This window comes from Flavobacterium ustbae (assembly GCF_003946915.1).
Classification (GTDB): domain Bacteria; phylum Bacteroidota; class Bacteroidia; order Flavobacteriales; family Flavobacteriaceae; genus Flavobacterium; species Flavobacterium ustbae.
In genome coordinates, this window is the sequence record NZ_RPOC01000001.1 from 81219 (window position 1) to 99088 (window position 17870).

21 protein-coding genes are annotated in these 17870 nt (G+C 33.6%); 8 read left to right on the forward strand and 13 right to left on the reverse strand.

Annotated elements, in window-relative coordinates; translation table 11 throughout:
* Positions 1-44: 44 nt before the first annotated feature.
* The 3 genes from EG814_RS00345 (at position 45) to EG814_RS00355 (ending at position 2918) form a co-directional block, all read left to right on the forward strand.
* Positions 45-1241: a hypothetical protein gene (locus EG814_RS00345; RefSeq protein ID WP_125717781.1), complete on the forward strand. Its 1197-nt coding sequence runs from the start codon at positions 45-47 to the stop codon at positions 1239-1241.
* A 206-nt stretch (positions 1242-1447) separates the two neighbouring features.
* Positions 1448-1786: a T9SS type A sorting domain-containing protein gene (locus tag EG814_RS00350; RefSeq protein ID WP_125717783.1), complete on the forward strand. Its 339-nt coding sequence runs from the start codon at positions 1448-1450 to the stop codon at positions 1784-1786.
* Positions 1787-1937: 151 nt separating this feature from the next.
* Positions 1938-2918, forward strand: a complete 981-nt coding sequence (locus tag EG814_RS00355; RefSeq protein ID WP_125717785.1) for a LuxE/PaaK family acyltransferase — start codon at positions 1938-1940, stop codon at positions 2916-2918.
* Between the two features lie 15 nt (positions 2919-2933).
* Here EG814_RS00355 and EG814_RS00360 read toward each other — a convergent pair whose 3' ends face one another.
* The 4 genes from EG814_RS00360 to tyrS form a co-directional block, all read right to left on the reverse strand.
* Complete coding sequence (locus EG814_RS00360) at positions 2934-3230, reverse strand: hypothetical protein (protein WP_125717787.1); 297 nt, start codon at positions 3228-3230, stop codon at positions 2934-2936.
* A 188-nt stretch (positions 3231-3418) separates the two neighbouring features.
* Positions 3419-3670, reverse strand: a complete 252-nt coding sequence (locus tag EG814_RS00365; protein ID WP_125717789.1) for a type II toxin-antitoxin system RelE family toxin — start codon at positions 3668-3670, stop codon at positions 3419-3421.
* A complete protein-coding gene (locus tag EG814_RS00370; RefSeq protein ID WP_125717791.1) occupies positions 3663-3866 on the reverse strand; it encodes a hypothetical protein in 204 nt (67 codons plus the stop codon). Before EG814_RS00370 ends, EG814_RS00365 begins: the two co-directional genes overlap by 8 nt.
* 32 nt (positions 3867-3898) lie before the next feature.
* Positions 3899-5194 carry a tyrosine--tRNA ligase gene (gene tyrS, locus EG814_RS00375; RefSeq protein ID WP_125717793.1) on the reverse strand — a complete coding sequence of 432 codons (1296 nt, stop codon included), beginning with the start codon at positions 5192-5194 and terminating at the stop codon, positions 3899-3901.
* 209 nt (positions 5195-5403) lie between these two features.
* Here tyrS and EG814_RS00380 point away from each other — a divergent pair, with 209 nt between their 5' ends.
* Positions 5404-6405 (forward strand): NAD-dependent epimerase/dehydratase family protein, encoded by a 1002-nt coding sequence (locus EG814_RS00380; RefSeq protein WP_125717795.1) that lies wholly within the window; start codon positions 5404-5406, stop codon positions 6403-6405.
* Here the strand turns inward: EG814_RS00380 and EG814_RS00385 are convergent.
* Genes EG814_RS00385 through EG814_RS00395 form a run of 3 tightly spaced genes read right to left on the reverse strand, consistent with a single transcriptional unit; the run spans position 6400 to position 8970 of the window.
* Positions 6400-6885, reverse strand: coding sequence for a DUF4296 domain-containing protein (locus tag EG814_RS00385; protein WP_125717797.1), 486 nt, complete (start codon positions 6883-6885; stop codon positions 6400-6402). The two genes, EG814_RS00380 and EG814_RS00385, sit on opposite strands and share 6 nt — an antisense overlap.
* Before the next feature lie 8 nt (positions 6886-6893).
* Entirely contained in the window at positions 6894-8234 is a 1341-nt protein-coding gene (locus EG814_RS00390) for a dihydroorotase (RefSeq protein ID WP_125717798.1), read from the reverse strand.
* Between the two features lie 10 nt (positions 8235-8244).
* A complete protein-coding gene (locus tag EG814_RS00395) occupies positions 8245-8970 on the reverse strand; it encodes a polyprenol monophosphomannose synthase (RefSeq protein ID WP_125717800.1) in 726 nt (241 codons plus the stop codon).
* A 106-nt stretch (positions 8971-9076) separates the two neighbouring features.
* On the opposite strand from EG814_RS00395, the gene EG814_RS00400 reads away from it, so the two are divergent.
* The 3 genes from EG814_RS00400 (at position 9077) to EG814_RS00410 (ending at position 11199) form a co-directional block, all read left to right on the forward strand.
* Positions 9077-9745, forward strand: coding sequence for a DUF4271 domain-containing protein (locus EG814_RS00400; RefSeq protein ID WP_125717802.1), 669 nt, complete (start codon positions 9077-9079; stop codon positions 9743-9745).
* Between the two features lie 14 nt (positions 9746-9759).
* Positions 9760-10509, forward strand: a complete 750-nt coding sequence (locus EG814_RS00405) for a uroporphyrinogen-III synthase (protein ID WP_125717804.1) — start codon at positions 9760-9762, stop codon at positions 10507-10509.
* 219 nt (positions 10510-10728) lie between these two features.
* Positions 10729-11199 (forward strand): Lrp/AsnC family transcriptional regulator, encoded by a 471-nt coding sequence (locus EG814_RS00410; RefSeq protein WP_111365821.1) that lies wholly within the window; start codon positions 10729-10731, stop codon positions 11197-11199.
* Positions 11200-11321: 122 nt separating this feature from the next.
* Here EG814_RS00410 and EG814_RS00415 read toward each other — a convergent pair whose 3' ends face one another.
* The 3 genes from EG814_RS00415 to EG814_RS00425 form a co-directional block, all read right to left on the reverse strand.
* Positions 11322-12014, reverse strand: a complete 693-nt coding sequence (locus tag EG814_RS00415; RefSeq protein WP_125717806.1) for a zinc metallopeptidase — start codon at positions 12012-12014, stop codon at positions 11322-11324.
* Positions 12015-12119: 105 nt separating this feature from the next.
* The gene (locus EG814_RS00420) at positions 12120-12749 is read right to left on the reverse strand and encodes a response regulator (RefSeq protein WP_235830881.1); all 630 of its coding nucleotides are present in this window, start codon (positions 12747-12749) and stop codon (positions 12120-12122) included.
* Entirely contained in the window at positions 12739-14751 is a 2013-nt protein-coding gene (locus tag EG814_RS00425) for a sensor histidine kinase (protein ID WP_125717810.1), read from the reverse strand. Before EG814_RS00425 ends, EG814_RS00420 begins: the two co-directional genes overlap by 11 nt.
* 167 nt (positions 14752-14918) lie before the next feature.
* Between EG814_RS00425 and EG814_RS00430 the strand changes: the two genes are divergently transcribed.
* On the forward strand, positions 14919-15329 hold the full coding sequence (locus tag EG814_RS00430; RefSeq protein WP_125717812.1) for an MmpS family transport accessory protein: 411 nt from the start codon (positions 14919-14921) through the stop codon (positions 15327-15329).
* Between the two features lie 67 nt (positions 15330-15396).
* Here EG814_RS00430 and EG814_RS00435 read toward each other — a convergent pair whose 3' ends face one another.
* The 3 genes from EG814_RS00435 to EG814_RS00445 are packed head-to-tail and all read right to left on the reverse strand — an operon-like array spanning position 15397 to position 17303.
* Positions 15397-15993, reverse strand: a complete 597-nt coding sequence (locus EG814_RS00435) for a hypothetical protein (protein ID WP_125717814.1) — start codon at positions 15991-15993, stop codon at positions 15397-15399.
* Entirely contained in the window at positions 15980-16453 is a 474-nt protein-coding gene (locus EG814_RS00440) for an RNA polymerase sigma factor (RefSeq protein WP_125717816.1), read from the reverse strand. The genes EG814_RS00435 and EG814_RS00440 overlap by 14 nt, the downstream gene beginning before the upstream one ends.
* Position 16454: 1 nt before the next feature.
* A complete protein-coding gene (locus EG814_RS00445) occupies positions 16455-17303 on the reverse strand; it encodes an alpha/beta fold hydrolase (protein WP_125717818.1) in 849 nt (282 codons plus the stop codon).
* Between the last annotated feature and the right edge of the window lie 567 nt (positions 17304-17870).

A 17870-nucleotide genomic window follows, 5' to 3' on the forward strand; every position in this document is an offset into this window, starting at 1 on the left:
TTAAGTTCTAATCTTTGCATAAACACAAACTAATTAAAAAAGTAATGAAAAAAACAATTTCAACAATTTTCAGTTTAGCGGCATTATCGCTTGCAACACTTACAACATCTTGCTCTAGTGATGACAACAAAAACGAAGAGCCAAAATCAGATTTCGTAGTAGTTAGAGACAACTTACAAGGAGAAATCAACAGCGGAGAAGTTGTATTAGAATCTGGAACTTACAAACTTACAGGAAAATTAATTGTTAAAAATACAGCAAAACTTACAATTAAACCTGGAGTTATCATCGAGGCTACTAAATTAGGAGCAAATCAATTTGAGGCTGTAAGATATATTGCAGTTGCACAAGGAGGAAAAATCGATGTTCAAGGAACTGCTACTAGTCCAGTTGTAATGACTTCTGAAGACAAAATACCATCTGCTTGGGGAGGATTAGTACTTTGCGGAAAAGCACCAATCAACAAAAACATTGGTAGTACTGCTACAGCTGAAGTTTCTGAGTTAGCTTACGGAGGAACTGATGCTGCTGACAACTCTGGATCAATCAAATATTTAAGAATTGAATACCCAGGTTACTCTTACAGTGGTGATAAAGAATTCAACGGACTTTCTTTCTTCGGAGTTGGAAGCGGAACTGTTGTAGATTACGTTCAAGTTTACGAAAGTTCAGATGACGGATTCGAATGGTTCGGTGGAACTGTAAATGCATCTCACTTAGTAGTTTCTAACAAACATGCTGAAAAAGTAGGTGATGATTTATTTGATTGGACTGAAGGATGGGTTGGAACAGGTGAAAACTTCTACGGAATCAGAACTAACGCTGGTAACAGAGGTATCGAAGCTGATAACAACTCTAACAACCACTTAGCAGCTCCAATTTCTTTCCCAACAATCAAAAACTTAACTTTAATCGGAGCTGGAGTTAACGATACAAGTGCAGAAGCTCAAGCTTTCAAATTGAGAGTTGGTACTAAAGGTAAATTTGATAACGTTGTATTAAAAGGTTGGAAAACTGGATTTGATGTTCAACACGACGAAAGCATCAAATATGCTGGAACTGACTTGTTAGCAACTAACGTAAAATTCGAAGACGTAACAGTTAAATCTAAAGCTACTGCTACTGCTGCTGGTGGATCTGTTGATATTTCTAAATTATTCACAGAATCTGCTAACGCAACTGGAGCTGGAAACGGATCAGGAGTTCCAACTTGGACTGCTGGATGGACAAAAGGTCTATAATATTAGCTTAAAACATACTCAAAAACACCCTAATCAAATTAGGGTGTTTTTTTTATATAACGCTGAGTTTTTATAGTGAATAAAGTTTAAAATCTGTAATGTCTTATGAGACATAATGTTAAAAACATCCTAAATATTTAGGATGTTTTTTTTTGGCGTACTTTTTGTAATTTTTTTTGTATATTTACAGTAATCAAATACATGCGATGGCAAAAAACTACTTTTATATTACTTTCTTATTGGCATTTTTCTTTACTGTAAGCGTCTCGGCGCAAGACAGCAAGCAATTACCAAAAACTCAGGAATCTACTTCTATTGAGGGTCTAAGTTTGTATCCTAATCCAGTAACAAACGGAAAAGTCTATATCTCATCTAAAAACGATTTAGAGAAAGAAATCATTGTGTTTGACATCTTAGGCAAAAAAGTCCTGCAAGCGCATTTAGCATCTAAAGAATTAAGTGTTGCAGAATTGCCACCGGGTGTTTACATCATCAAAATAAGCGAACAAAATGCATCAGCAACCCGAAAACTCATTATTCGGTAAAATATAGAAAAGCTCCTTTTATTGGGAGCTTTTTTAGTATTCAGCGTTCAGTATTTTAGTATTGACTTACTATTTTCATTTAGTTTAGAACTGAACACTTAAAGGCTGAATACTGAACACTAAAAAACAATATCTTTGCAAAAAAAAAGTTTTGATTACAGCCAGCGATATCTTTACCATTTCGAGTCAGAAACAATTTGAAAAAATAGCACTAAAAGTGTTTCGTTTTCAGCACGAGAACAATAAAGTCTATCACGATTTCTGTGATTTTTTAAAAGTTAATCCGCAGCAGGTAAAATCACTGCAACAAATTCCTTTTTTACCCATTCAGTTTTTCAAAAGCCACGACGTAGTTTCTACTCCTGATCCTGCACAGGTAACTTTTACCAGCAGCGGCACAACTGGAATGATTACCAGCAGACATTTAGTGACCGATGTTTCCCTATATGAGGAAAGTTACCGCAAAGGATTTTCTCAATTTTATGGCAATATCGAAGATTACGTTGTTTTAGCCCTTTTGCCGTCTTATTTAGAACGCGAAGGCTCTTCGTTAATTTATATGGTAGAAGATTTAATAAAACTCTCTAATCAGCCTGAAAGCGGGTTTTATTTGCACAATCATGACGACCTAATCAAAAAACTTCTTGAACTGGACGAAGCGGGCCAAAATGTAATCTTAATTGGAGTTACATACGCTTTATTAGATTTGATTGAAAAACATCAGTTCAATCTACAGAATACCATTATTATGGAAACGGGAGGAATGAAAGGAAAACGTAAAGAAATGATTCGCGAAGAATTGCACGACATTTTATGCAAAGGTTTTGGCGTTTCTTCTATTCATTCCGAATACGGAATGACAGAACTTTTAGCGCAAGCGTATTCTTTAGGAGAAGGTGTTTTTGAATGCCCTTCTTGGATGAACATTTTAGTTCGCGATCCAGAAGATGCCTTAACGTATGTAAAAGACGGAAAAACTGGCGGAATAAACGTCATTGATTTAGCCAACATTAATTCCTGTTCTTTTATCGCGACGCAAGATTTAGGCAAAAAATATTCCAACAACTCTTTTGAGGTATTAGGACGTTTTGATAATTCTGATATTCGTGGGTGTAATTTGATGGTTCTTTAAAGTTAATTTAAAAACTTAATTCTCCTCAATTACACCAATACTACCAATACCTTCTTTTTCCTGAAGCTCTTTTTCCTTTTCGCATTTATTTTCCAATAGTCTGTAAACCCCGTAGAAAGCCAAAGCACCGAAAAGTACTAAAAGTATATTCCAACCTGAATTTGTAAAACTGTCATCGTTTACGCTGTCAACACCGCTAATAAGAACAGCTAAAAGCCCAATAATAAATCCTGAACAAGAGTACCTCCGTAATAAGAGACAATTCCAGCAGCAAAATAATCCCCACTTGTTCTTATCATATTCAAGAGCCAAATTGGTATATCCTTTTCAAATCCAGTAGATAAGTAAAATTCCAATCGTATCGATTGAGTTAGTTTTAGGGAATAAACAAAAAACTGCTACGTTTTCAATATCAATATTTAAAAAAATAAAAAATCCCAATAACTCGTTGTTTCAAAGTTATTGGGATTTTGATAATACTAATGGATTAAGTTTTTCAGTTATTCATAAATATCCTTTCGATGACCTAAATCAATTACATCAATTAAAAGCACTTCTTCAAAAATTTCATATATAACTCTGTAGTCACCTACTCTTATTCTATATCCAGGCCTTCCTTTAAGCTTTTTATAACCGTTTGGTCGGGGATTTTCAGCTAACTTTCCAATAGCTGACAATATTGGATTTGCAATTACATCAGATAATTTGTCTAATTTCTTCTCTGCTTTTCTTGAAAAATCAATACTATACATTATCTTTTTTAGCCTTTCTGCTTTTTACATAATCCTCAAAAGATATTCGATATCCATCATCAACTTTTTTTGCTTCATCGTAAAGTCTAATATCATGCAAATCTTCCAATTGCTCAATCATCTTATTATACTTTTCAATTGGCAACAAAACTGCTGTCTTTCTACCTTTATCGTCTGTTAAAAATTGTGTTTTCATAACTAAAATGTATTTCTAGTAAAGTTATGAATTTATTTAACTCGAATCACAAAGTAATTTTTCTTTCCACTTTGCAATAACACAAATTGATTATTGATTAAATCATTTACAGTTAAAACAAAATCTTCTTTTATCTTTTCTCTATTTACAGAAATTGAGTTTGCTGTTAAAGCACGCCTTGCTTCTCCGTTTGATTTAAAGAAACCTGTTTTTTCGTTTAAAACCGTAATAATATCCAATCCATTTTCTAAATCAGCTTTTGCGATTTCAGCTTGCGGAACTCCGTCAAAAACCTCCAAGAAAGTTCCTTCATCCAATTTTTTCAAATCTTCTGCAGTCGAATTTCCGAATAAGATATTCGAAGCCTGAATCGCTTTTTCTAATTCCTCACGATTGTGAACAAAAACAGTAATTTCTTCTGCCAATTTCTTTTGTAAAACTCTTAAATGCGGAGCCGTTTGGTGCTCGGCAATTAAGGCATCAATAGTGTCTTTATCTAAGAATGTAAAGATTTTAATATATTTCTCTGCATCAGCATCTGTAGTGTTTACCCAAAACTGGTAAAATTTGTAAACCGAAGTTTTATCAGCATCCAACCAAACGTTTCCTCCTTCAGATTTTCCGAATTTAGATCCGTCTGCTTTTGTAATCAAAGGCGTTGTCAAGGCGTAAGCTTTAGCATTTTCGCCTCCCATTCTACGCACTAATTCTGTACCTGTGGTAATATTACCCCATTGGTCAGAACCACCCATTTGCAAAATACAATTGTTGTTTTTATATAAATGATAAAAATCGTAACCTTGAATTAATTGATAGGTAAACTCTGTAAATGACATTCCCTCACCTTCTCCGCTAAATCTCTTTTTTACAGAATCTTTAGCCATCATATAATTTACGGTGATTCTTTTTCCAACTTCACGTGCAAAATCGATAAAAGAGAATTCTTTCATCCAATCGTAGTTATTCACCATTACTGGTGCATTTGCTTCGGTCGAATTAAAATCTAAGAAACGAGACAAAACACTTTTAATTCCAGCTACGTTTTTAGCCAAAGCCTCTTCATTCAGCAAGTTTCTTTCATCAGATTTACCAGAAGGATCTCCAATCATTCCTGTTGCTCCACCTACTAAAGCAATCGGTCTGTGCCCGAAATTCTTTAAGTGAACCAATAAAATGATCTGAACCATACTTCCGATGTGCAGTGAATCTGCCGTTGGATCAAAACCGATATACGCAGTGGTAGCTTCTTTTAGTAATTGCTCTTCCGTTCCAGGCATACTATCATGATATAACCCGCGCCATTTTAATTCTTCAACTAGATTCTTCATTTTTTAAAATATTTTGCGCAAATATAAGGATTGTCAATTGCAATAAAAAAATGTTATGCCACAAAGACGCAAAGACACAAATATTTTGATAAAGCTATTAAAAAGAAAAACAAAGAAACTTTGAGCCTTTGTATCTTTGTGGCAAAAAACTTTGAACCTTTGTTGCTTCGTACCTTTGCACCTTTGCCACAAAAACTTATCTTTACAACATGATTTTAGTAACTGGAGGAACTGGTTTAGTGGGCGCACATTTATTACTTCATTTAATTGAAAATGGAGAAAATGTTCGGGCAATTTACAGAACCCAAAACAATGTTCAGAAAACGAAATTAGTTTTCGATTTTTATAAAAAAGGAGCTTTATTTGAAAAAATAAATTGGCTTGAAGCCGATATTCTAGACATACCTTCGCTCGAAACTGCTTTTATCGATATCAAGCAAGTATACCATTGCGCTGCTTTTATTTCGTTTGAACCAAAAGACGAAGAAATCCTTAGAAAAACCAATATCGAAGGAACTGCAAACATGGTCAATTTTGCAATTGCCAAAGAAACCGAAAAGTTCTGCTACATTAGCTCGATTGCTGCACTAGGCGACATTGCTACGCACGAAACACACATTACCGAAGAAACAGATTGGAATCCAGAAAAACCACATAGCGATTATGCCATATCTAAATATGGTGCCGAAATGGAAGTCTGGCGTGCACATCAGGAAGGATTAAATGTTATTATTGTAAATCCGGGCGTCATTTTAGGTCCACCAAAAATGATGGATATCTTTAACGACGGAAGCAGTGAAATCTATCGAAAAGTTTCTAATGTCCTTTCATTTTACACGCTAGGAAGTACTGGTTTTATTTCTATTGATGATGTAGTAAAAACAAGTTATGAACTGATGAAAAGCGAAGTTAAAAACGAACGTTTTACGCTTATCTCAGATAATATCGTCTTTAAAGATCTTTTAGACACCGTTTCTGATGTTTTAAAAGTCAAAAGACCGCACATTCACGCAAAACCTTTCCTGATGCATTTATTATGGATTGCTGACGGAATATTTTCTACTTTATTTTTTAGAAAAAGAAGTATTACAAAAGCCACAGCAAAAGCCTCTTACTCAAAGAATCTATATAGTAATGAAAAAATAAAAACCGCTCTAGGAACGGTTTTCACTGATATTCATCATTATATTAAAGAAAGTGCCAAACTATAGCTTCTTTCTTCTGTCTTGCATTTGCATGTGGGCTCTCTTTATAGAGTCTACATTAATCTTCTGAACTGTCTTTTTTAAAGAATCTTTTGAGATTTCGGCTTTCTTTTTATTTGCCTTAGCTGCTTTTTTCTCCTCAATTTTAGCTAAAGAATCTGCTGCTCTCTCATTTACAGAAATTCTTTTGTTTACCTCATCAAACATGTCCTTATAGTTATCATAATCAGAAGCATAATACATATTGTTTTGGGCAAATTGAAGACTGTCTACTTTGTATTTTTTCAAAATAAACTTAGTCGGATCATTTTCTAACGAATCCAAAGACAATGGTTTCTGGTATCTCATTGCTTCCAAAAGAGATAAATCATACATAATATCAATCATTTTTTCTTTCTCAATAAGCTTTTCAGGCTGTTTTACAACCTCTTTTTTACAGCTTATAGAAAGAAACAAAACCAATAGTATTACGATAAAATTCTTCATAGTTCTTTTTATCTATCAAACAATAATCTTTTTCCAGCTCTCGAATCTTTTACTTTGAAGTTATTGTAAAGCAATTCTCCATTTACAAAAGTATGCGTAATTCTAGATCTAAAAGTATAACCTTCAAAAGGAGACCAGCCACATTTTGCTAAAATATTATCCTGATTTACACTCCACGGCAAACTTGGATTTACAATTACTAAATCGGCATAATAGCCTTCTTTAATAAAACCTCTTTTTTCAATCTTGAAAAGTTTAGCTGGATTGTGGCACATTTTCTCCACGATTTTTTCCACGCTAATTTTTCCTTGATGATGCGCTTCAAACATAGCCACAACCGCGTGCTGTACCAGCGGGCCACCAGAAGGCGCATTCAAATAAGACTGCTGTTTTTCTTCTTTGGTATGGGGAGCGTGATCGGTTGCAATTACGTCGATTCTTCCATCATTTAATGCTTCCCAGAGTGCTTTACGGTCTGCAGCCGTTTTTACAGCAGGATTCCATTTAATGAAATTTCCTTTTGTTTTATAATCTTCATCTGTAAACCAAAGGTGGTGTACACAAACCTCAGCGGTAATTTTCTTTTCTTCTAAAGGAATTTTGTTCGTAAACAATTCCATTTCTTTCGCTGTTGAAAGATGAAAAATATGCAATCTCGCCCCAGTTCGTTTTGCCAACGCCACAGCTTTTGAAGACGAAATGTAACAAGCTTCTTCGCTTCTTATTAAGTTATGCGCCGTTACCGGAACATCATCACCGTATTGCTCTTTAAAAGCGGCGAGATTATTTTTAATTGTAGTTTCATCTTCACAATGAACCGCAATTAACATTGGAGTGCTAGAAAAAATCTTTTCCAAAACTGCTTCATTATCAACCAGCATATTTCCGGTTGATGAACCTAAAAAGATTTTAATTCCCGCTACATTTTTTGGATTCGTTTTTAAAACTTCTTCCAAATTATCATTGGTTGCTCCCATCATAAACGAATAATTCGCAAATGATTTTTCAGAAGCAATCTGATATTTATCTTCTAATATTTCCTGCGTAACCGCATTCGGAACTGTATTGGGCTGTTCGATAAAAGAAGTAATTCCACCCGCAACAGCCGCACGAGATTCCGATTCGATATCTCCTTTATGCGTTAATCCTGGTTCTCTAAAATGCACTTGGTCGTCTATCGCGCCCGGCATTAGATAATTTCCTTCAGCATCGATTACAATACAATCTGAAGTTTTTAATGAAATGCTGTCGGCAATTTCAACAATCAAATCGTTTTCAATTAAAACATCACCTTCAAAAATTGTCCCTTCGTTTACAATTTTGGCATTTTTTATTAGAATCCTGTTCATTTCGGTTGGTTTATAATGAATTGACTAATTTTCTTAATCGAAGTGAAATCACTCCAAGTATCGCTTCTTTAATAATAGCATTGCTCATTTTAGAAACTCCTTTTGTTCTATCTGTAAAAATAATTGGGACTTCGGTAATTTGAAATTTAGCACAATAAGTTCTGTACTTCATCTCAATTTGAAACGCATACCCGACAAATTTTATTTTGTTTAGATTAATTTTTTCCAAAACCTCTCTTTTATAACATACAAAACCTGCAGTCGCATCGTGAATTTTCATTCCGGTAATAAACTTCACGTAAACAGATGCAAAATAAGACATCAAAACTCGGCTTAAAGGCCAGTTTACTACATTTACTCCAGTTACATAACGAGATCCAATGGCAAGATCTGCCCCACCAAAATGGCAGGCATCGTATAATTTTTCTAAATCATTAGGATTGTGCGAAAAATCGGCATCCATCTCAAAAATAAACTGATAGTTACGTTCCAAAGCCCATTTAAAGCCATGAACATATGCGGTGCCTAATCCTGATTTTTTTGTTCTTTGTTCTAAAAAAAGTTCTCCTGGAAACTCTTCCTGAAGAGCGATCACTTTATTAGCAGTATGATCGGGAGAATTATCATCAATAATCAGCAGATGAAAAGATTTATGCTGCGAAAGTACAGCTCTAACTATACTTTCTATATTTTCAATTTCGTTATATGTGGGAATTATGACAATACTATCATTCATTTTTTCTCGGTAATTTCACCGCAAAAGTAAACTTTTTATAGCATTTGATTCATAATAAATATATAATAAAAGTATTGCATCAAAAAATTACTAATTTTGTAACGCTATGATTGAACAACTTCACCCTCGAATTATTGAAAACAAAGACTGGGCAACACTTTTATTTGTGCTGACCTTTGCCGTTGTTGCCATGACAAAATCTGCTTACGAAACAAGATTTAGTGAATTTAGTAAACTTATTTTTTCTGATAAATACGCTAAAATTTACCGAGACAACAGCCACATGAAAAATAGTTTTACAGTTGGTTTGTTTTTTGTCCAGATTGTATCGTTTGCTTTTTTTATTCTGCTTACTATGAATATTTTTGGACATGCGTCAAAAACCGACTGGGTTTTATTTATTCAGATTGCTACTTTTCTACTTTATTTCATTTTAGGAAAGTATCTAATCGAAAAAATTGTAGCAGCATCATTCAATATTGACGAATTTGTAGAGCTATTTAACTTACAAAAAGTAACTTATCGGACTTATATTGGTGTTTTAATCCTTCCAATCAATGCTATTTTATTTTATTACAACAATATCCCACAGATTATCCCCCTAGTAATCATAGGCATTTCACTGTGTATTAGCATATACTCTTACTTTATTTCTATCAAAACGTATCAAAACGTAATTATCGGCAAATTATTTTATTTTATTTTGTATCTTTGCGCTCTTGAAATAGCCCCTTATTATTTTCTTTATTATTGGATTACAAAAGGGAGTGCTTAGAAAATATTTATAATATGAAAGTGAAAACAATTTTGGTGTCACAGCCTGAACCTAAAGTGGAGAATTCTCCTTACTTTGAGCTCCAACAAAAACACAAAATAAAAATTGATTTCAGACCATTTATTCATGTAGAAGGGGTTAGCGCAAAAGAGATTCGATTACAAAAAATCGATCTTAATCATTACACTGCGATCATTTTAACAAGTCGAAATGCTGTAGATCATTTTTTTAGAGTGGCTGATGAAATGCGTTACAAAGTTCCTGAAGGATTGAAATATTTTTGTCAATCTGAGGCTGTAGCGTTTTACCTTCAAAAGTATGTTGTATACAGAAAACGTAAAATTTACGTTGGAGCAAAAGATTTTGCAGATTTATCTCCGCTAATTAAGAAGTACAAAGACGAGAAGTTTTTACTTCCTGCATCTGACCAATTAAATGCAGATGCTCCTGTTACCTTAAACGGTCTAAAAGTAGATTGGGCACAAGCTATTTTTTACAGAACTGTAATGAGTGATTTATCTGATTTAGCTGATGTTTATTATGACGTTTTAGCTTTTTTCAGCCCAACAGGAATCAAATCATTGTTTAAAAATTTCCCAGATTTTAAACAAAACGATACCAGAATTGCCGTATTCGGAAGCACAACGCAGAAAGAGGCTTTAGACCATGGTTTAAGAATTGATATTCTTGCTCCAACTCCTGAAACTCCTTCTATGACAATGGCTTTAGAGAAATACGTTGCAGAAGTAAACAAAGGAAAATAAACCTAGAAATTACAATATTTAAAATTCCAAATTCCAAACTAATCACTTGGGATTTGGATTTTTTTTTGAATAAATTCCAATATTTAAATTTCCAAATTCCAAGTAGCAAAATTGGAATTTGGAATTTTTTATATTGGAATTTTATTTCCAACGTCTTTTAACTACATTTGATTACTATTCAAAACCCAAATCACAAAAAATAGTTTCAAATTATAAGTTATGAAAATCAACTCCCTTTTAATTGAAATTGACGGAATCGATAAAGAAATTCTTCGATACCTAATGGACGATGCCCGAAAACCAATCTTACAAATCGCTAATAAAATTGGGATTTCTGGTGCTGCAATTCATCAGAGATTAAAAAAACTGGAACAATCTGGCGTTATTTCTGGATCTAAGTTTACAGTAAATCCAAAAGTTTTGGGCTACAACACTATGGCTTTTGTTGGGGTTTATTTGGACAAAGCTTCTAGAAACTCAGAAGCAGTAAAAGAACTTAGAAAAATTCCAGAAGTTCTAGAATGCCATTATACCACAGGAAACTGGTCTGTTTTAATTAAAATTATCTGTCGCGATAATGAACATTTAATGCAGCTTCTAAATAATAAAATTCAGGCGATTGAAGGAGTTTCGAGAACTGAAACTTTTATTTCGTTGGATCAGCAGATTGATAGGCAGATTCAGCTTTAGAAAAGAAATTCCAAATTTTTAAATTCCAAATTCCAATAGGCTTCGAAAATCATCAAAAAAACCCGACAGGTTTTAAAACCTATCGGGTGTACCATAAATTATCTAATTGTCTCAATTAGAAATTAATCTCTCCTATTATTACTCCCTGCATAAATTGAGATATAGTATAACAACGTTGCAATTGAACCAAGAGCCGCTACTAGATACGTTCTTGCAGCCCATTTTAGAGCATCTTTTGCTCCTGCTTGTTCTTGCTGCGTTAACATATGTTTGTTTTCTAGCCACGCCAAAGCTCTGTTACTCGCATCATACTCTACTGGTAGAGTAATAATTGAGAATAAGGTTGTTGTAGCAAAAAGCACAATTCCAACCAATAATAGCTGCGGAAATACCTGAATCATTAAAATTCCAGCCAATAATATCCATTGCATAAAATTTGAAGCCACATTTACAATTGGCACCAACTTAGAACGCATGGTTAACCATTGATAACCTATTGCATGCTGTACAGCGTGCCCACATTCATGCGCCGCAACGGCTGCCGCTGCCGCATTACGATGGCTGTAAACAGCTTCACTTAAGTTTACTGTTTTATCTGATGGATTATAATGATCTGTCAATCGGCCGGGAGTTGAGATCACACGAACATCTGTAATACCATGATCGGCAAGCATTTTCTCGGCAATTTCGGCGCCGCTCATTCCGTTTCTTAATTGTAATTTCGAATATAGTTCAAATTTACGCTTCAGCTGTGAACTTACCAGCCAGCTGAACAACATGATAGCTCCAGCAATAATTAAATATCCAGGTCCCATATTTTCTTGTGTTTTTTAGATTGATTTTTAAATTTACAAAACAAACTGCAAATTGCGAACCATTTTAACAAAATGTCATTTTGGCATTTTTCTACCACTTTTGACTTAATTCAGCATATTGTTTTTGAGCAGAAAAGCAATTAATTCTGCCACATTTTTCATTTTATATTTTTGAAGAATATTACGGCGATGCGTTTGTACGGTTAAGAAACTTAAAAACAAATCATCGGCAATTTCCTGAGTCGATTTTCCCTGCGAAAGCAATAAAGCAATGTCCCGTTCTCTCCTACTCAAACCTGGAATTCGTTCTAAATCTTCAGACAAAGGTTGGCTAATTATGGTTTTTACTTCTTCACTAAAAACAATTTCGCCATCAATCGCTTTGTAAATACATTCTTTAAACTCATCAAAAGAAGCATTTTTAAGAATATAGCCGTTTCCTCCGTTCTGAATAAATTGCATCACCAAACTTCTTTCAGACTGGCTGCTCATACCTAGGATTACAATTTTAGGATGCTTTTGCTTAATTGTTTTACACAAATCAACTCCATTTATTACAGGTAGAAAAATATCCATTAAAATCAAATCTACTTTATTGTCTTCGATATAATCTAAAAGCGCAATTCCCGATTCGAATTTTTCTACTATTTCTATATCGTTTAGATCTGATAGCAGACCCGCAATTCCAGAAATTACAATCGGATGATCGTCTACTATTACCGTTTTATATTTCATATTCATGATTTGGGTTATATTTTAATTCGATATAAGTCGAAGTTCCTTTTCCGCTAACAGAATCTATTTCTAATTTTCCGTTTAAAAAAGCCACACGGTTTTTGATATTTCGCAAGCCCATTCCGTCTCTTTTTTCTGCATATTCAACATTAAACCCGATTCCGTTATCTTCAACCGTAATAAAAAAAACATCTTTATTCTGTGAACACGAAACTAGAATCTGAGAAGCTTTGGCATATTTTAAAGCATTATTTAAAAGTTCTTGAATGATTCTGAAAATCATAATTTTAAAATGCTGAGGCAAAGTTGTTTTTTTAATCAGATACTGAAATTCAATTGCGGTTTCGGCTGTTGAATGCGAAGCGCATAAATCTCTTAAAGCATGTTCGAGTCCAAGTTTCATGAGACTTTCAGGCATTAAATTTTGAGAAATATTACGAAGTTCTTTTATCGAATCGTTCAGCATTCCGTTGATATTCGGAGCATTTTCATTGTTTTCGCGTTCGGCGAGATTTAAATGAATTTTCAGTCCAGAAAGCATACTTCCGAGTCCGTCGTGCAAATCTCTTGCAATTCTTTTACGCTCAATTTCTTCTCCTTCGATCAAAGCATTCGAAACCGATAATTTCTGCTGATTTTCTAATGCTTCTAGTTCTTGCTTATGATTCACTTCTTTTTGAAAACTTATTTTTTTCTGATAATTATTCCAACTCCACAAAAACAAAACAATTAAAAACAGAACAAACGAAAGAACCGCAAAAAGCATCATATTCAAACGATTGTTGTTTACCTGCAACACGGCTTTTTCATTTTCAGACTGAAGCAATCCGATTTTCTTTTCGCTTTCTGCTTTTTTATATTTGGCCTCAAGCTCAACAATTTCGTTCTTTAATTTCGCATCGTTAAGACTATCATTAATAACATTGTACTTATTAGAATAAAAATAAGCTTTCGGATATTCCTTAGTCGCATTATAAACCTTAGACAATTCTTTATAATAGTTTTTCTTATCTACAATAAAGGGCGTGTTTTCTACCAAATATTCTAAATTACTTTTGGCCTTACCGTAATTTTTGAGTTTAAAAAGCACTTCATATTCGGCAAATTTCAATCTGTTGACGGCAATAGCATTATGATGGCTTTCAGCAGATTTAATTCCTTTTGCAAAACTTTCTAATGCTTCGCTATGTTTGTTTTGTTTCGCATAATAAATCCCTTCCGAATAAAAATAAGAATCGTTTAAGTTAGACTCTGGGTATTTTTGTAAAGTCGAATAGGCTTTGTCTAGAATTTCTTTAGCATCATAAAAATGTTTGAGTTCAACTAAATTTTCTGCATTTATAATATACGTTTCCATCTTCGATTCGGCTAAAGTTGCCGATTTTTTAGTGGTATTCTCAATATATTTCTGTGCCTGATCCAGATATTCGTTTGCTTTTTCGCGTTCGTCATTATTCATGAAAATGATTGCAACAGCTTTATTTAAAGCACTAATCAATTCGTAATCACCACTTCTTTTAGCGATAGGAATAGCCTCATTTACTAATAATTTCATATAGGCATTTTCGTTATTCTTACGCTGTTGCATAATACCATAATTCTGAAGTATCACAGCCCGAAGTTTATACGCTTCTTTATTGCGATATTTTTTAAGCTTCGTATTAGCCTCAAGCAAAGCTTTTTCAAAACCTTCCAGATCGCCTTTTTCTATAAAACTATACGCATTATAAAAAACAGAAGCGTCTCGTAAAAACGGGAACTTAGTCTTTAACCGATTTGCTTGTTCGAGATATTCTTTTGATTTTTTTGAATCCTGAGTCATTAAAAATAGTTTCGACAATCTGAAACTATTTAAACTTTTGACACTGTCTGATTTGGTGTTTTTTGTGATTTTAACAATACTGTCAATATAAACAGTATCATCATCTAAGGAAAGAATTACTTGTGAATGAGAAATTGCAGTGAAAAACAAAAAAAATAAAAAGGCGTAGATTTTCTTCATATATGTGGCATTTACTCAAAGTTATTAAAGCTTAATGACTTTCAAAAAGAAATTAACTGCTTTTACCTGATATCAGGTAAAAAAAAATACATTTTATCAGGTATTGACCTCTGGTTATTAACGAGCTAATTTTGTTATATATCTGAATATTAATTAAAGAATTTATTATGAAATCAATTTTGAAAACCTTAGCAATTGTATTGACTCTTGCCTTTACAGCAGTTTCTTGCAGCAGCGACAACGATGATAACGACAATAATGGCGGCTCAAACAACTCAAGAGATGTTAGATACGAAATCACTGGAAACTACACAGGAACTCTTTCTGCAACTTATTTTGAAAAAGGAGGAAATGCTTTAAATGAAGACGTTACTAAACTTCCGTGGACTAAAGAATTTACGGCTGAAGCAAAATCTATGGGTGCATCTTTAAGTGCAAGTGGATACGGAGGTGCAGCTGGACAGACATTGACTGGAAAAATTTATATTGGAGGGAAATTGGAAAACGAACTAACTGCTACAGCAAATAGTGAAGGAATAATTGTACTACCTCTTACGCCATACGTTTTTCCACTATAAAATTTAGAATTTAGATTTTTTGTTTTTGGTAAAGAAAAAGCTTCGTGTAAAACGAAGCTTTTCTTTTTTATAATTCTAATTGACGATTAACCTCTTCAAACTTTTCAATAAGACTATTTATTTTATCCTGCTGTTTTTTAATTTGTCTAGGACGAAGGTAAAACCAATTGAAGAGCATCCAGAATAAAGTGATTCCGTAAGTTAAACTCGCAGCTAAAACGCTCATTCTGCTGGCGTATTCGTACATATACAAACAAATTCCGATTGTGAGAAACAGAAAGTAAAATGTCATCATTTTGGTTTGCAAAAACTGCTGTTTCTTTTTTATCAAAATCAGTTTTTGAATATATTCCTGATTGGTTTGTGTGGAATCGATGTTTCTGTAATCGTTCAATAATTTATTGTAAACAAACATATAAACTACCATAGCGAAAATGGTGAGTACAATTCCGATTTTGGTCGAAATAAATTGTGGCTGATAATATATCCAGATAAAAGCAATAAAAGCACTTGTTGCCAAAAGCGTAATATTGGTGAACCACAAACAGCGTAAAGCCGTTTTTTTAAACTTACTTAATCGTGCCAACAAATCTTTCATATCGGGCTGACTTACGGTTTGTTTTTTCCATAAATCTTTAAAATCTATAGTATTATCGTTGTCCATTTTCTTTAAATTTTTGAGTCAATTTTTCTTTAATTCTGTGAATTTTCACTCTAACATTTGCTTCTGAAAGTCCGACGATTTTAGCAATTTCTGTTTGCTTGATATCTTCTAACTCTAACGAAATAATGATACGATCGGTTTCGGGAAGCTCAGCGATACATTTATACAAGAATTGAATCTGAGGTTCTAATGAGGTTTGTTTTTCTTCTGAAAGATGAATAGGAAGTTCAGATTTCGGAAAACGTTTTTGCTTTTCGATCTGCCTTAAACAATTATTAGAAGCGATTCTAAAAATCCAAGTTCCAATAGCCGATTCGTTTCTAAAGGTTTCCAGTTTCTGCCAGACAATTATAAAGGTTTCCTGAGTTAAATCTTGCGCGACATCGTGATCGTTGACAAACCCCATGCAAAGCCTAAAAATTCGATCCCAATAGGTTTTATATATTTCTTCGAATTCCATTTTAAGCTTTTATAAAATTGTTTAATTGCTCCAAATACCAAGCTGTATCATCGTACATAATGAAATGCAAACCTTTATTGGCGTATTTAAAATCGGCTGTTTTCAAATTTTTATATTGTTCGTCGATTGCAGGTTTTAAATTTATAAAATAAGACTCTAATAAAATTAGCGAAGGACATTTTATCTGTCCAATCTTAACTCGCAAATCGGTATTAAAGAAATCACAGTACATTTGTCCAAATGTAGTTCTATCCGATTTCAAACTCCAATCGACAACCATTTCCAGTTTTGATTGATCTGCCAAAAGCCTTGGCATTGTTTGTTTCTGCACATCGTAAAACTGCTTTTCATTCAGAGCCGTCATTTGATTGACAGTTACCGAACAATCATTATTTTCTTTTGATTGGAAAGAAGGATCAGTCAACGCCGCCAGACACGGAAGCGCATCTACAACTACAATTTTCTCGATTAATTCTGGATAATCTGCAGCAATTGCCAATGCCAGTCCGCCACCCATGCTATGACCAATTAAAATTGGTTTTTCTATTTTATTGTCTTTTATATAATTAGCAATTTCTGTTTTCCAATTTTCAAAAGAAGGATTCGATTGTGGTTTTACTCCCGCGAAACCCGCCATTGTTAATGTATAACAAGTAAAATTTTTCTCGAAATTATCTTTGGTTTCATTCCAAACATCGCCAGAAGAAGCAAATCCTGGAATGAAAATGATAGATTTTTTTCCGTTTCCGGTTTTTACCACTTCAAACGGATATGATTTTGTTTGTCCGAAAACATTTAAACATAATGCTGAGAATAAGAATGCGATAACTAATAGAATATACTTTTTCATTTTAATAGTTTTTAAGTTTATAAATAATCGGATCCATGCTTTGGATACGAGAACTATTAAAATGTTACAAAAGTTTTTAAAATTTCAATTATTAAATTCCAAATTCCAATAATGGTGTGGGCTTAACCGCAAGGGGCGCAAAGGTTTTTCGCAAAGGGCGCTAGTTTTTTTGCCACGAAGGCGCTAAGACGCAAAGTTTTTTGTCAGCTTTTTTTGTCAGTCTGAGCGGAGTCGAAGACCACGCTAGTAGCTCCACAAAGAAAAGCCACATAGTATTTTGCCACAGATTTTACAGATTAAAAGGATTCTTTTCACGTAGATTCTACAGATTAGAGCAGATTTAATGTGATTTTTTATTTATTGAAATCTCTATAGATCTGCTTAAATCATTTAAAATCTGCGTGAAACAAAAAAATCAGTGGAAATCTTTTTAATCTGTGACAAAAAAGCTTTGTTCAGACTGACAAACTAGACTTAATCACAAACTGATTTGGTAACTTTCCGCCACGAATTCACGAATTAATCACAAAAAAATTCGTGAATTCGTGGCGGAAAAACTAAGCACAA

Coding starts and splice junctions, on each gene's coding strand:
- EG814_RS00345 (WP_125717781.1), top strand. CDS start 45: ATGAAAAAAACAATTTCAACAATTTTCAGTTTAGCGGCATTATCGCTT.
- EG814_RS00350 (WP_125717783.1), top strand. CDS start 1,448: ATGGCAAAAAACTACTTTTATATTACTTTCTTATTGGCATTTTTCTTT.
- EG814_RS00365 (WP_125717789.1), bottom strand. CDS start 3,670: ATGTATAGTATTGATTTTTCAAGAAAAGCAGAGAAGAAATTAGACAAA.
- EG814_RS00370 (WP_125717791.1), bottom strand. CDS start 3,866: ATGAAAACACAATTTTTAACAGACGATAAAGGTAGAAAGACAGCAGTT.
- tyrS (WP_125717793.1), bottom strand. CDS start 5,194: ATGAAGAATCTAGTTGAAGAATTAAAATGGCGCGGGTTATATCATGAT.
- EG814_RS00380 (WP_125717795.1), top strand. CDS start 5,404: ATGATTTTAGTAACTGGAGGAACTGGTTTAGTGGGCGCACATTTATTA.
- EG814_RS00385 (WP_125717797.1), bottom strand. CDS start 6,885: ATGAAGAATTTTATCGTAATACTATTGGTTTTGTTTCTTTCTATAAGC.
- EG814_RS00390 (WP_125717798.1), bottom strand. CDS start 8,234: ATGAACAGGATTCTAATAAAAAATGCCAAAATTGTAAACGAAGGGACA.
- EG814_RS00395 (WP_125717800.1), bottom strand. CDS start 8,970: ATGAATGATAGTATTGTCATAATTCCCACATATAACGAAATTGAAAAT.
- EG814_RS00400 (WP_125717802.1), top strand. CDS start 9,077: ATGATTGAACAACTTCACCCTCGAATTATTGAAAACAAAGACTGGGCA.
- EG814_RS00405 (WP_125717804.1), top strand. CDS start 9,760: ATGAAAGTGAAAACAATTTTGGTGTCACAGCCTGAACCTAAAGTGGAG.
- EG814_RS00410 (WP_111365821.1), top strand. CDS start 10,729: ATGAAAATCAACTCCCTTTTAATTGAAATTGACGGAATCGATAAAGAA.
- EG814_RS00415 (WP_125717806.1), bottom strand. CDS start 12,014: ATGGGACCTGGATATTTAATTATTGCTGGAGCTATCATGTTGTTCAGC.
- EG814_RS00420 (WP_235830881.1), bottom strand. CDS start 12,749: ATGAAATATAAAACGGTAATAGTAGACGATCATCCGATTGTAATTTCT.
- EG814_RS00425 (WP_125717810.1), bottom strand. CDS start 14,751: ATGAAGAAAATCTACGCCTTTTTATTTTTTTTGTTTTTCACTGCAATT.
- EG814_RS00430 (WP_125717812.1), top strand. CDS start 14,919: ATGAAATCAATTTTGAAAACCTTAGCAATTGTATTGACTCTTGCCTTT.
- EG814_RS00435 (WP_125717814.1), bottom strand. CDS start 15,993: ATGGACAACGATAATACTATAGATTTTAAAGATTTATGGAAAAAACAA.
- EG814_RS00440 (WP_125717816.1), bottom strand. CDS start 16,453: ATGGAATTCGAAGAAATATATAAAACCTATTGGGATCGAATTTTTAGG.
- EG814_RS00445 (WP_125717818.1), bottom strand. CDS start 17,303: ATGAAAAAGTATATTCTATTAGTTATCGCATTCTTATTCTCAGCATTA.